The sequence below is a fragment of the Glycomyces sp. NPDC046736 genome (assembly GCF_040645615.1).
GTDB lineage: Bacteria > Actinomycetota > Actinomycetes > Mycobacteriales > Micromonosporaceae > Glycomyces.
In genome coordinates, this window is the sequence record NZ_JBEYYO010000006.1 from 104,074 (window position 1) to 116,486 (window position 12,413).

14 protein-coding genes are annotated in these 12,413 nt (G+C 70.1%); 4 read left to right on the forward strand and 10 right to left on the reverse strand.

Annotated features, from left to right (window positions below; genetic code table 11):
* The first annotated feature begins 29 nt into the window (after positions 1-29).
* From ffh to AB0B28_RS08505, 3 genes are all read left to right on the forward strand, one after another.
* Positions 30-1,577 (forward strand): signal recognition particle protein, encoded by a 1,548-nt coding sequence (ffh, locus tag AB0B28_RS08495; protein WP_360118635.1) that lies wholly within the window; start codon positions 30-32, stop codon positions 1,575-1,577.
* 45 nt (positions 1,578-1,622) lie between these two features.
* Positions 1,623-2,729, forward strand: coding sequence for an amidohydrolase family protein (locus AB0B28_RS08500; RefSeq protein ID WP_360118636.1), 1,107 nt, complete (start codon positions 1,623-1,625; stop codon positions 2,727-2,729).
* A gap of 112 nt (positions 2,730-2,841) precedes the next feature.
* Positions 2,842-3,336, forward strand: coding sequence for a DUF4190 domain-containing protein (locus tag AB0B28_RS08505; protein ID WP_360118637.1), 495 nt, complete (start codon positions 2,842-2,844; stop codon positions 3,334-3,336).
* A 50-nt stretch (positions 3,337-3,386) separates the two neighbouring features.
* On the opposite strand, the gene AB0B28_RS08510 is transcribed toward AB0B28_RS08505, so the two are convergent.
* The 5 genes from AB0B28_RS08510 to AB0B28_RS08530 all read right to left on the reverse strand — a co-directional run bounded on the left by AB0B28_RS08510 (position 3,387) and on the right by AB0B28_RS08530 (position 6,970).
* Positions 3,387-3,743 (reverse strand): VOC family protein, encoded by a 357-nt coding sequence (locus AB0B28_RS08510; RefSeq protein ID WP_360118638.1) that lies wholly within the window; start codon positions 3,741-3,743, stop codon positions 3,387-3,389.
* Positions 3,744-3,782: 39 nt separating this feature from the next.
* On the reverse strand, positions 3,783-4,253 hold the full coding sequence (locus tag AB0B28_RS08515; RefSeq protein ID WP_360118640.1) for a twin-arginine translocase TatA/TatE family subunit: 471 nt from the start codon (positions 4,251-4,253) through the stop codon (positions 3,783-3,785).
* 57 nt (positions 4,254-4,310) lie between these two features.
* Positions 4,311-5,783, reverse strand: a complete 1,473-nt coding sequence (locus AB0B28_RS08520) for a trypsin-like peptidase domain-containing protein (RefSeq protein ID WP_360118642.1) — start codon at positions 5,781-5,783, stop codon at positions 4,311-4,313.
* Between the two features lie 84 nt (positions 5,784-5,867).
* Positions 5,868-6,113: a DUF397 domain-containing protein gene (locus tag AB0B28_RS08525; protein WP_360118644.1), complete on the reverse strand. Its 246-nt coding sequence runs from the start codon at positions 6,111-6,113 to the stop codon at positions 5,868-5,870.
* Between the two features lie 2 nt (positions 6,114-6,115).
* Positions 6,116-6,970 (reverse strand): helix-turn-helix transcriptional regulator, encoded by an 855-nt coding sequence (locus tag AB0B28_RS08530; RefSeq protein WP_360118645.1) that lies wholly within the window; start codon positions 6,968-6,970, stop codon positions 6,116-6,118.
* 237 nt (positions 6,971-7,207) lie between these two features.
* On the opposite strand from AB0B28_RS08530, the gene AB0B28_RS08535 reads away from it, so the two are divergent.
* On the forward strand, positions 7,208-7,528 hold the full coding sequence (locus AB0B28_RS08535) for a hypothetical protein (RefSeq protein ID WP_360118646.1): 321 nt from the start codon (positions 7,208-7,210) through the stop codon (positions 7,526-7,528).
* 151 nt (positions 7,529-7,679) lie between these two features.
* Here the strand turns inward: AB0B28_RS08535 and AB0B28_RS08540 are convergent, their stop codons facing one another.
* The 5 genes from AB0B28_RS08540 to AB0B28_RS08560 form a co-directional block, all read right to left on the reverse strand.
* On the reverse strand, positions 7,680-7,847 hold the full coding sequence (locus AB0B28_RS08540) for a DUF3117 domain-containing protein (RefSeq protein ID WP_359948432.1): 168 nt from the start codon (positions 7,845-7,847) through the stop codon (positions 7,680-7,682).
* Positions 7,848-8,029: 182 nt separating this feature from the next.
* Positions 8,030-8,533, reverse strand: a complete 504-nt coding sequence (locus AB0B28_RS08545) for a hypothetical protein (protein WP_360118647.1) — start codon at positions 8,531-8,533, stop codon at positions 8,030-8,032.
* A gap of 6 nt (positions 8,534-8,539) precedes the next feature.
* On the reverse strand, positions 8,540-8,959 hold the full coding sequence (locus AB0B28_RS08550) for a DivIVA domain-containing protein (RefSeq protein WP_360118648.1): 420 nt from the start codon (positions 8,957-8,959) through the stop codon (positions 8,540-8,542).
* 18 nt (positions 8,960-8,977) lie between these two features.
* Positions 8,978-9,613, reverse strand: coding sequence for a hypothetical protein (locus AB0B28_RS08555; protein ID WP_360118650.1), 636 nt, complete (start codon positions 9,611-9,613; stop codon positions 8,978-8,980).
* Positions 9,610-12,156 (reverse strand): FtsK/SpoIIIE domain-containing protein, encoded by a 2,547-nt coding sequence (locus AB0B28_RS08560; protein ID WP_360118651.1) that lies wholly within the window; start codon positions 12,154-12,156, stop codon positions 9,610-9,612. Before AB0B28_RS08560 ends, AB0B28_RS08555 begins: the two co-directional genes overlap by 4 nt.
* Positions 12,157-12,413: the final 257 nt, after the last annotated feature.

Sequence of the window (12,413 nt, forward strand, 5' to 3'; positions counted from 1 at the left end):
TTCACCGTTCACCACCGAGAGGCCCACCCGTGTTCGACGCTCTGTCAGATCGACTGTCGGGAATCTTCGAGTCGATCCGCGGCAAAGGCCGCCTGACCGAAGCCGACATCGACGCCACCGCCCGCGAGATCCGCCTCGCGCTCCTCGAAGCCGACGTGGCCCTCCCGGTGGTCCGCACCTTCATCGCCCAGATCAAGGAGCGCTGCAAGGGCGCCGAGGTCTCCAAGGCCCTCAACCCCGCCCAGCAGATCGTCAAGGTCGTCAACGAGGAGCTCATCGCGATCCTCGGCGGCGAGACCCGCCGCCTCAACTACGCCAAGCAGCCCCCCACCGTCATCATGCTCGCGGGCCTCCAGGGCGCGGGCAAGACCACCCTGGCCGGGAAGCTCGCCAAATGGCTCAAGGCCGACGGGCACGCTCCGCTCCTGGTCGCGGCCGACCTCCAGCGGCCCAACGCCGTCGGGCAGCTCCAGGTCCTCGGCCAGAGGGCCGACGTGGCCGTGTACGCCCCCGAGCCCGGCTCCGGCGTCGGCGACCCCGTCAAGGTCGCCCTCGACTCCATCGCCGAGGCCAAGCAGCGCGGCAACGACGTGGTCATCGTCGACACCGCCGGTCGCCTGGGCGTCGACGAGGAGATGATGCAGCAGGCCCGCGACATCCGCGCCGCGGTCAATCCCGACGAGGTCCTCTTCGTCATCGACGCCATGATCGGCCAGGACGCCGTCAACACCGCCGAGGCCTTCCGCGACGGCGTGGGCATCACCGGCGTGGTCCTCTCCAAGCTCGACGGCGACGCCCGCGGCGGCGCGGCCCTGTCGGTCCGCCACGTCACCGGCCAGCCCATCCTCTTCGCGTCCACCGGCGAGAAGCTGGAGGACTTCGACGCGTTCCACCCCGACCGCATGGCCTCCCGCATCCTCGGCATGGGCGACATGCTCACCCTCATCGAGCAGGCCGAATCGGTCTTCGAGGAGGAGCAGAAGGAGGAGATGACCCAGAAGCTCCTCCAAGGCGAGGACTTCACGCTCGAGGACTTCCTGGAGCAGATGCAGGCCATCCGCAAGATGGGCCCCATCGGCAACATCCTCAAGATGATGCCCGGCATGGGCCAGATGAAGCAGCAGATCGACTCCATCGACGACAAGCAGATCGACCGCACCACCGCGATCATCCGCTCCATGACCCCCGCCGAACGCCGCGACTCCACCCTCATCAACGGCTCGCGGCGCCTGCGCATCGCCAACGGCTCGGGCGTCACCGTCTCCGAGGTCAACCAGCTCCTGACCCGCTTCAAGGACGCGCAGAAGATGATGCGCCAGATGTCGGGCGCGATGGGCCTGCCCACCGGCACCAAGGCCACCAAGTCGCCCTACAACAAGCGCAAGGGCAAGAAGACCAACAAGAAGAAGACCGTCAAGCGCGGCGGACCCGCCGCGAACCGCACCGCCCAGGCTCCCAAGGCCCTCCCCGGCCAGATGCCCGACCTCTCAGGGCTCAACCCGGCCGACCTCCCCGACATCGACATCGAGCAGTTCTTGAAGCAGCAGGGCTTCCAGAACCCCGACAACGACAAGTAGGGTCCCGCTGGACAACGCGACCGGGCCGGGCGATACTGCGAGGCGATGACTGAGCGCCTCGCACCGCCGCCCGCCCGTACGCCACTGCACCTGAGGGTGGTGTGGCTCCCCGACGACACCGAACGCGACGTCTACCTCGACGGGGACCGCCTCACCTTCGAACCCGTCCCCGGCGCCCTCACCGTCGCCACCGGCGGCTACGCCCTCCCCGGGCTCGTCGACGCCCACTGCCACATCGGCATCCGCCGCGGCGCGAGCCCCATCGAGAGCCTCGACGAGGCCCGCGCCCTCGCCCGCACCGACCGCGACGCGGGCGTCCTGGCCATCCGCGACGCCGGATCGCCCTACCCCTACCCCGAACTCGTGGGCGAGGACGGCATCCCCCGCCTCATCCGCGCCGGGCACCACATCGCCGCCTCCAAGCGCTACCTGCGGGGCATCGGGCTCGAATGCGAACCCCACGAGGCCGTCGCCGCGCTGGCCCGCCAGGCGGCCCTCGGGGACGGCTGGGTCAAGCTCGTCGGTGACTGGATCGACCGCTCGAAGGGCGATCTCGCCCCCTCGTTCGAGCCCGAGATCCTCACCGCCGCGATCCGGGCGGCCCAGGCCGCGGGCGCGAAGGTCGCCGTCCACACCTTCTCCGAAGAGGCCGTGCGCTGCGTGGTGGAAGCCGGGGCCGACTCGGTCGAGCACGGCACCGGGCTCTCGACCGACCTCCTCGACCTCATGGCCGCGGGCGGCACCGCCCTGGTCCCGACCATGATCAACATCGAGACCTTCGACGACATCGCCGCCGAGGCCGACGTCAAGTTCCCCCGCTACGCCGACCACATGCGCCGCCTCAAGCAGGGATTCCCCGAGGTCGTGCGTGCCGCGTGGGAGGCGGGCGTGCGCGTCCACCTCGGCACCGACGCGGGCGGCGGGATCAATCACGGCCTGGCCGCCGAGGAGATGCGCCTGCTCCACGAGAAGGCCGGCATCCCCGCCGCCGAGGTCGTGGCCGCGTCCTCGTGGGGCGCGCGCGAATGGCTCGGCATCCCCGAGGGCCTGGGCGACGTCGTGGTCTACGAACGCGACCCGCGCACCGACATCACCGCCGCGCGCGAACCTTCGCTCATCGTGTTGCGGGGAAGCGTGGTCGAGCGCCGGTGACCTCGCCCGACTCGCCGAATTTCGCGAACAGGCCTCGTCACCGACCCGTGGCGGAAATGGGCTATCGTGAAGCGTCCCGCGCCGTTTCCGCCCGAGCAGAGAGTCAGCCTAGATGACCTATCCTCCGAATCCGGACCAGTCCGGACAGGGCGGCTTCCAGTACGACCCGTACGGCAGCCAGCCCGGTTCCCAACCCTCCCAGCCGCAGCCCGGCGGCTACAGCCCCCAGCCGCAGCAGCCCGGTTACGGGCAGCCGCAGCTGCCGCCGGCGGCCCCCGGCTACCCGCCGCAGTACGGCGCGCCCGGGCCCTACGGCCCGCAGCTGCCCAAGGGCCAGGCCATCGCCTCGATGGTGCTCGGCATCATCGCGGTCGCGTTCCTGTGCATCCCCTACGCGGGCGGCTTCATCGCCTTGGTCTGCGGCATCATCGCCGCGATCCTCGGCGGCATCTCGATGAAGAAGATCAACGCGGGCGTCGCCGGAGGCAAGGGGCAGGCGATCACCGGTCTCGTGCTCGGCATCATCGTCTGCGCGCTCGGGGCGCTCAGCATCATCCTCGTCGCGGCGGGCGTGGCGATGCTCGGTACTACCGGCGCTGCGCTGTAACACGCACGTCGAAGGCGGCGCGGGCTTCGGCCCGCGCCGCTTTTTCGTGCTCAGAACTTGACGAGGCAGAACGGGTGCCCCACCGGGTCGGCGTAGACCCGGAACGATTCGCCGCCGCCTTCGAGCCGCCTCGCCCCGAGCGCGAGCACCTGCTCTTCGCCCGCGTCGAAGTCCTCGACCTTGACGTCGAAGTGCATCTGCTGCGGGTGGTCGCCGCCGGGCCAGGTGGGCGCGGTGAAGTCGGGGATCTGCTGGAAGGCGACGCCGGGCCGGTCGGGGGCGTCGCCGATGACCACCCAGTCGCCGTCGTCCTGGACCCGGATCATGCCGAGCAGTTCCTGGTAGAACGCGGCGAGCGCGGAGGCGTCAGGGCAGTCGATGATGAGGCCGTGCCATTTTCCGATCATCCGGCCAGTGTTCCAGCCGGGACCGACACGCAAACCCGATCAGGTGACGTCGTCGAAGCTCGCGGCGCGGCCGCGGGTGCGGTCGGTCGGGGCCGAGTCGTCTGCCGGGGTCTCGGAGGACCCGTTCACGCGCTTGGCCGCGCCGCCGCGGTTGACGCTGCGGCGGGTGCTCTCCATCTCCCGGGTGGCGTCGTTGAGGCCGTCCTGGAGCGGCTTGGCGCCCTCCTGGAGGTCGCGCATCGTGGACTTGAGCGGGCTGGTCAGCAGCTCCTGGTCCTGCTCGGTCAGGATGTGCTTGCGGACGAACGTCTTGGGGTTGAGGTCCTCGGGCTTGATGTCGGTGCCGATCTCGCGGCTGAGGTCCGCGGCGGCGTTCGAGGCCATGTTCCGGGCCTTGGAGATGAAGGTCCGCAGGTTCGCCAGCGCCTTGGGCAGCTTGTCGGGACCCCACAGGAACAGCGCGATGAGGACGATGACCAGCAACTCGGTGCCGCCCAGGTTTCCGAACACGCTGACCCTCCGATGACCGACCGATACCTGAAAAACCTCCGCCTAGCGTACTCCGCGTCAGTCGGTGGCCGCTTCGAGCGTGACCTGGGCACTGCGCTCCTCGCCGTCGCGCTCGTAGACCACGGTGACCACGGTGCCCGGCGCGAGCTTGCGGATGAGCGCGATGAGGCTGGTGTTGTCGGTGACGGTGTGGCCGTCGAAGCTGGTCACGACGTCGCCGTCCTCCAGCCCGGCGTCGTCGGCGGGGGAGCCTGGGACGATCCGCGAGAGGGTCACGCCGATGCCGAGCCCGGAGTCGCCGAGCTCGGCGCCGATCACGGTGTGGCTGGCGGTGCCGGTCGCTATGATCTCGTCGGCGATGCGTTTGGCCTGGTTGATCGGGATCGCGAACCCGATGCCGATGTTCCCGGCCTCGCCTTCGGACGCGGTGGAGGCGATCGCGGTGTTGATGCCGATGACCTGGCCGCCGATGTCGGTGAGGGGCCCGCCGGAGTTGCCGGGGTTGATCGCGGCGTCGGTCTGGATCGCGGCCATGACCGACTCGACCTCGCCGTTGTTGTTCTGGGTGAGCACCGGGCGGTCGATCGCCGAGACGATGCCCTCGGTGACGGTCGAGGACAGTCCGAGCGGTGCGCCCACGGCGAGCACGGGGTCGCCGACGGCGACTTTGTCGGAGTCGGCCAGGACCATCGCGGGGTGGCCGCCGCCCTCGATCTGGAGCACGGCCACATCGGAGTCGGCGTCGGAGCCGATGACCTGGGCGGAGGTGATGTCGCCGTCGCTGAAGAGCACGTCGAGCCGCGAGGCGGGCTCGGTGCCCGAGCCGACCACGACGTGGTGGTTGGTGAGGATGTGGCCTTCGTCGGAGACGATGAAGCCCGAGCCGTTGCCGCCGTTGGCGGTCAGGACCGTGACGACCGAGGGCATGATCTCCTCGACTACGGCGGCCACGGACTCGACGTCGCGGTCGGTCATGGGGTCGGCCCCGAGGGTCCCGCCCAGCGGGGTGCTCCCGCGGGTGGCCCAGATGCCGATGGCCGAGCCGAGCACCCCGGCGATGAGCGCGGTGACGGCCGAGACGGCGATGACGACCCCGAGCGCGGGCCGCGCCGAGGCCTGCCGCACCGGCAACGGCTCGACCGGCGGCGCGACAGGCGCGGGCCTGGTCTCGATGACGGCCCGACTCCCCGGATCGCGCCACGGATCGGACGCGGCCTCAGGATGCCACCACGTGGACCGGTCGGGCGCGGGAGATTGAGGAACGGCCATCTCCGGAGCCCCGGGCCGCTGCGGCGCGGTGAAAGTCTGAGGAGCGGCGGGGTGCATCGCGTCCAAAGGAGCGGTGAAACGCTGAGGAGCAGCGTGCGGCTGCGCGCCCGGCGCGGATTGCGAGCCGAACTCGCCCGTCGCGCCGCGCGGCGCGGTCGCGTCTTCGGGGCGCTCGCTGTGCGCCGCTTCGGGGGCCGTGGGCCGCAGGGGTTCCCGGTTATCGCCCGGTTCTGCCTGGGGCGGCTGGGTGCCGGATGTCATGGGACGAGTCTATGCCGCATTTGCCGCACCCTCATCCGCGCTGCGATTCCCGCTCGCCTCGTGCCGGAGCGTCCGGCCCGGCCATCACGCCGTGAAGTCGAACTCCCCGTCTTTGGCCCCGGCGAGGAAGGCATCCCACTCGGCTCGGGTGTAGACGATCACGGAGCCTTCCGGGTGGTGCGAGTGGCGGACCGCGACCCGGCCCGAGTCGTCGGTGAGGGGGCCCGCCTCGACGCACTGGCCGCCGTTGCTGTCGCTGCGGCTGCTTTTGATCCAGCGAATCCCGGCCAGCTCTTGGTTCGAGAGCTCCTGCGATGTGCCGGTCTTCATGCTTACCCCTCCATATACCGCTTGACCAGCGCGATTGACTTCTCTGAAGTCAACGCGCCCTCAACCAGATCTTTCCACACCTCCCGGATATGACTCACGGTCGGCTCTTCGATGTAGAGAGAGCCACCGACGGTTTCGGTGTAGGCGACGTCAGGGTAAGGGGAGGGCATTTCATAGAGGTTGAAGCTTCCGTGGTGAGCAGCGTGAGGCCCATGCGCGGTGGGCATCACATGGATGTCGATGTTCTCAAGCTCGCTGAGCTCAACCAGATGCTGCAACTGTGCTCGCTGGACTTCGGGGCTCCCGACCGGCCGCTGCAGCACAGGTTCTTCCAACACCATCGTCAGGCGTGCAGGGTTGTCTTTTCGCAGGACACGTTGGCGCTCCACCCGAAGATCGATCCACCGCTTGATCTGGACTTCGGGTGTGCGGTCACCGGAGTCATTCCGGATCAGCGCTTCAGCGTATTCGCGGGTCTGGAGGAGTCCGTGGACGATGATGTGCTGGTAGGTGAGGATGTGGTCCACCCGGGATTCGAGCCACGGCACATTGACGAAGTCCTGGCCGAAGTCTCCTCGGTGGGGGTCCCACCAGTTTTTGCGCCAGATGTCGTCGCAGAGTTGAAGAAGTCCATTGCGCTCGGTCTCGTTGGCGACGCCGTAGAAGTCAAGCAGGTCGATGACATCGTTGCGGCGGAAGGGGATCTGGCCAGTCTCGTAGCGCCCGAGCATGGCGTTGTTCCGCTGGATGTGGTCGGCCGCCTCCTGCTGAGGGATGCGGAGGCGCTTGCGGATGTCACGCATGCGCTCGCCGAGCCATAGTGCCCTCAAACTGATCCCCGAACCTGTCCGAGCCATGGTCGTCACTCCAAAGGTTGATTCGCAAAAAACATCGAGAATCTAGCCATGCAATATTGCAAGTAAGGATAGCACTGTGCGAAGATATCAAACAAGCGTGAAGGGTTCATCACAGGATTCGGGGAGCGAAGTTCGCGCTGGCGGACATTCCTCGCCCTTCGCGAAAGCCGACCGGGGCGGGCCAGTGATTTGGAAGGTCCCAGGCCCGCCCCGGTCTCAGACATCGGAGGTAGACCCGTGTCCGGACCTATTGTCGCGCACTCGCCTGCGGGTGCCAACCGCGCTTCACTCTCACAGCCGCAGTCATTCACCATCCGGTGCGCCGAATGCGGCGATGAGGAGGGCAGCCACCTGCCGCACTGCCCGGGCGTGATCGCCGCAGGCTATGACACGGTCGAGGTCGGCGCCTTCTCCAGCACCGTCTATCCGCGCGCCGGCGGCAACTTCTGCTCCCACGAGAATGCCCTGGGAGCATTGCGCTTCTATCTGATGTTCGGCCCGGTCGAACTCCATCTCGCCGACGGCAGCGTCTTCGGCATGGACGACCTTCCGGTCTGATCGGACCGACCAAGCCGGACTCCGCTGCCGGGCCTATCGGCCCTGGTGCAGACAGGATGAGAGCCCGCCCCAAGCGACGGCTTAGGGGCGAGCTCCCTGGTCGGATCAGCGGCGGGGGTGACCGCCAGCGGGGTGTTGGACCGTGAGGCCGTTACTCCAGGGCTCCTTCGAGCTCCTTCTGGAGCGTCTGGGCTTCCTCTGGCGTCATTTCCACGACCAGCCGACCTCCGCCTTCGAGTGGTACGCGCATGATGATGCCGCGGCCCTCCTGAGTAACTTCGAGCGGTCCGTCCCCGGTCCGCGGCTTCATGGCCGCCATATTCGTCTCCCCTCGATCCAAGGCCGCAGGTTGCGACTCGACGTTGCTAGATCAAGTTTCCCCGATGACGTGGGCGAGAGCCAACTCGCCCCTCCGGGTATGTGACAAAGTTGCGGAGAAAACGCACAAATGGGGCTTTTGGTACTTGTGTGATGTGGATCAAAGACGTGAAGGCGTCCCGCTTACTCCTCGGGGTCCTGTTCGTGCTCCGTGCCCAGCAAGAACGCCGTCCCCTCAAGCTCGCGACCGTACGGGGCCACGAACGTCGGCAACTCCTTCGGGCCGAGCGAGCGGATGTAGGACCAGAACTGTCGCACCGCCTCGGCCTTGTCCACCGCCTCGATCGGCATCGAGAGCGTCACGAGCCAGTCCGAGCGCCGCTCGGGCGTCGGCAGGCTCTTGACCAGGCCCTCCCACGTCTCGGGGTTCAGGGCCGTCCAGCCCTCCTCGGCATCGGCGCTCTCGGCGGTCTTCGCGGGCTCCTCCAGACGGCGGCGGTAGGCCACCGCCCCGCCCACGACCTCCCCGAGCGCGAACACGCCCTCGGGCCCGGCCAGCGCGACCTCGTCGCCGCCCGCGGAGCCCTCAGGGAGCGCCCCCTCGGGCTCGACCGCCTCGACCTCGTAGGCCTGTTGCTCGGTGTACTCGTCGTGGTTCAACGCCAGCAGCCAATAACGCATGGGCATATCCCATCACGCCTCTGCGCGCGGCGTCGCCTCACTGCCGTCCTCGCGCCCTGCCTCACGTTCGGGCGCTTCGTCCTCGCGCTCGCCGAGCCGGAACGTGTCCTCGTCAGGCTCCTCGTCCGCTGCGTCCTCGGCGCCGTCCAAGCGCGCTTGGAGCACCGCGAGCTGCTCGTCCCGGCGGCCGATCTCCCAGGCCAGGCGATGGAGCGCGGCGTCGACCTGGTCGGTGCGGTAGCCGCGCAGACCGGTGTCGAACCTGACCGCCGCCACGGCGGCCTCGCCCACCGGCTCGCGCTCGCCGAGCGCGGGGGGCGGCCCGGCGGGGGCGGTGTCGAGGAGGGTGTCGTTCCCGGTGGCCCACACGACGATCGAGAACGCGATCCACACGCTGACGACGGCGACGATGAGCGGCAGTATCCAGTCCACGGGGGCCTCCGAGCGGTGCTAGGCGAAGAACGCGAAATAGGCGAACAGCGCCATTGTGCAGACCGCGAGGGTCACTCCCAGACGCGGGTTGTGGGGGACGACGGTCTTGACCGGTCTCCCGTTGCGGTCCTTCAAGGCCATCCGGGGCCGGTTCGCGGCCCCGACCAGCAGGTATCCGACCAGCGCGGCCAGCACCGGGGGCAGGAACATGACCCACCACGTGGACTCGCCGCCGCCGGTCGCGGCCAGGTAGATCAGCTGCCCGCCCAGACAAGCGATCATGCACGCGCCGTAGACGAGCAGTTCGCGCAGGACATGGTGGACCTTCGGCAGCAGCGTGGGCCGCTGCGCCGCCCGCACGGCCGCGGTGCGCGCTTCAGCGGCTTCCCGCAATGCGACGCGGGCCTTCGCGAGCGCTTCGTCCGCGTCCGCTTCCAAGGGCTCCTCGACCGGGACGAGGTCGGGCGCGGTGTGCCGCAGTGACGCGCTGAGCTCGGCGAGGTCGGCGGTCTGCCCGTACAGGTCGGCCTCGACCTCGCGCAGGGCCTCTCTGCGCCGCTCCAGCTGCTGCTTCGACTTGTTGCTGCTGGCGGCGCTGTCGGCGTCGAGCCGCGTCAGCTCGTGCACCAGGTCCTCGTACACGCTCAGGCTCATCGGGTCACCGCTCCCCACTCGTCTTCGGACGCCGCGTCCAGGCGGCCCGGCCGCACGAAGGGCACGGCGAGCGTTTCGCTCCCGGCGTGCCGGTCGATCACCAGGCACCGGTTCGACCGGGCCTCCCAGGCCCGCTCGTAGCCGCCGGTGATCGCGGCCAGGTCGTTCGCGGCGATGTTGAGGGCCACGACCCCGGCGCAGTGCTCGCGCCCGGACGTGCCGCCGATGTCGTCGAGGAACCGCCGCGCGCCCCGCCACCAGCCGAGGACGTGGACGCCCGCGGCCGGGCCGTGGAGCATCAGCTCGCGCAGCGCCGAGCCGTCGCCGTCGGCCCCGTCCGCGCCGAACCACACCAGGTACGCCGGTTTCGCGTACGCCCCTTCGAGGATCGCCCCCGGCGCGAGCTCGCGCACCTCGTGCCCTGCGGCTCGAAGGTCCTCGACCACGGGACCGGCCACGGCCTCAGCGCCCGCCGCGGTGGCCGCGACCAGGAACTCCACCGAACCGGGTTCGTGCTGGCGCCCCAGCGAGACCGCCGCCGAGGCCAGCACGTCCGCGGCCACGATCGAGGTGCCGAGCACGGCCAGGTGCCGTCCCGGGCTGCGGTCGAACGCGTAGCCCACTGTGGACATGTTCACGTCCACGGCCCGCCCCAGCAGCGCCCGCGGCGTGTGCGTGGGCGCGAGCGCGGCGAAGCGCGGATCGTCGTCGAGGTGCTGCTCGTCGAAGCCGCGGAACACCACCGGTTCGGTGTCGGAGTCGCGCCGCTCCCACAGGCGGCGGCGCAGCTCGCCCAGCAGGTCCTCGGCGCCGGACGCGTCGGGGAACCGGCAGGTCCGGTTGCGGCCCTTGATGCCTCCGGCGTCGTTGAGCACCGCCTCGCCGACCCCGATCCCGTCGGCGCCGTCGTTGCCCTCGTCGAGCAGGTGCTTCGCGCCCGGCAGCGCCACGCGCAGCGGGAACTGCCCGAAGATCGAGTCCTTCTTCGCGTACAGCGCCTCGATCCCCGAGATCGTCTGCGAGGCCAGCACCAGGTGCACCCCGTACGAGCGGCCCTTGCGCGCCAGCTCCTCCAGGTGCGCGACCGCCTCGCCCGCGAGCCGGTCGTTCCCCGCGAACAGGACGTGGAACTCGTCCACCACGGCCACGATCCGCGGCAGCGCCACGTCGGGGCGCAGCTCCCGCAGCCGCGCCAGCCGCGTGGCCCCGGCCCGCTTCATCAGCCCGGCCCGGCGCGTCAGCTCGGCGCGCAGCGCCCCGAGGACCGCCACGCCGTACTCGCGATCGGACTCGACGCCCACGGCCCGCACGTGCGGGATCCACGACGGGTCCAGCGCGGACGGCGTGAACTCGGTGAACGACACGCCCTCCTTGAAGTCCAGCAGGTACAGCTCCAGCTCCTCGGGGGAGTAGCGCGTCGCCAGGCCGTACAGCACGTCCAGCAGGAACACGGTCTTCCCGCCGCCGGTGCGGCCTCCGATGAGCCAGTGCGGGGTCGCGTCGTCGAACGAGACCTCCACGTCGCCGCCCGCGGTGTGCCCGGACTGCTCGCGCCCGATCACCGTGGTCAGCCCGTGCCTGCTCGACTCGGTCCACAGCTTTTGGGGCACCAGGTCGGCCACCGACAGCTCCCCGGCCTCGCGGCGCTGGCGCGCGCGGGCGCCGTAGACCTCGCGGGCGAGCTGCGGCGACGGGGCCGGGTCGAGCCGCACCGGCACCGGCAGGGTCCCGAGCCGCACGTCGTTCTCGTTGCAGTGCAGGTAGGTCGCGTGCTCGATCGCGGGCAGCGGCTCGCGGTGGGGGAGGTTCCGCCATCCGCAGAGGACGAGATGGCAACGGGCCGAAGGCCCGGCGTGCGCCAGCGCGGCGAGGCGCTCGCGCGTGGACTTGCCGACCTCGGGCGGCAGTCCGGCGATGACGATGAGGTGGAAGGGCCGGTCGGCGATCGAGTGCCCCCGGGCGGCGATGTCGCGCAGCTCGGTCAGGCGCTTCTCCGCGCCGGTGAGCACGCGCCCGAGCGCGAGGTGGTCGGTGGCCACGGTTTCGGCGATTCCGGCGTCCACCAGCGCTGTCGCGGGCGCGAACACCTGCCCGAGGGTCACGCCGTCGACCAGGCTCAACTCGATGCGCTCGTGCGCGGCGGCGGCGCGCACCAGGAGCGATTGGATCATCCCGGCCACGCGCGGGTCGGCGGCGTCGCCGTCGCACACCAAGTGGCCCTTGCCGAGCAGCCCGGCGAGAGCGGGGAACGCGGGGTCGCCTTCGGCCTCGGCGGTGCCGACGCGGATCGCGGCCGACGACGCGTCCTCGGTCCACAACGGGGTGTTCGGGCTCAGGGAGGCGAGTTCGGCTCCGAGCCAACCGGGCGCGGCGGTCTCGGCGGCCGCGCGCAGGCGCTCGGCGAGGTCGAGGCGGCGGCGCTCGGTGTCGTCCACGGCCATCCGGTCGGCGGAGGCGGCGAGGAGGCGTTCGGCCCGGTCAACGGCCCCGGCGGCCTCGCGCAGTCGCGCGGCCGTGCGCTCCATTTCGGTTCGCCAAGTCAATGCCGCCTCCCCGGGGTCCGGGCGATTCGAGGCCCGCAGTGTCGAACGACACCACCTTACCGGGACGGCACGGTCCGTGAGGACTCCGGAGCGGGCCCCGAATATGAAAGCGCCACACGGGAACCGTGAGTCACTTGAAGACCGCGAGCGCCGCCGTGCCCGCACCCGAAACCAGACGGCGGGTGCTGGCGGCCTTCGCATTCGCTGGACGGCGAAGCGATGCCGAGGGTTCGTGTCCGTGGCGCTGCTTCCGGCGA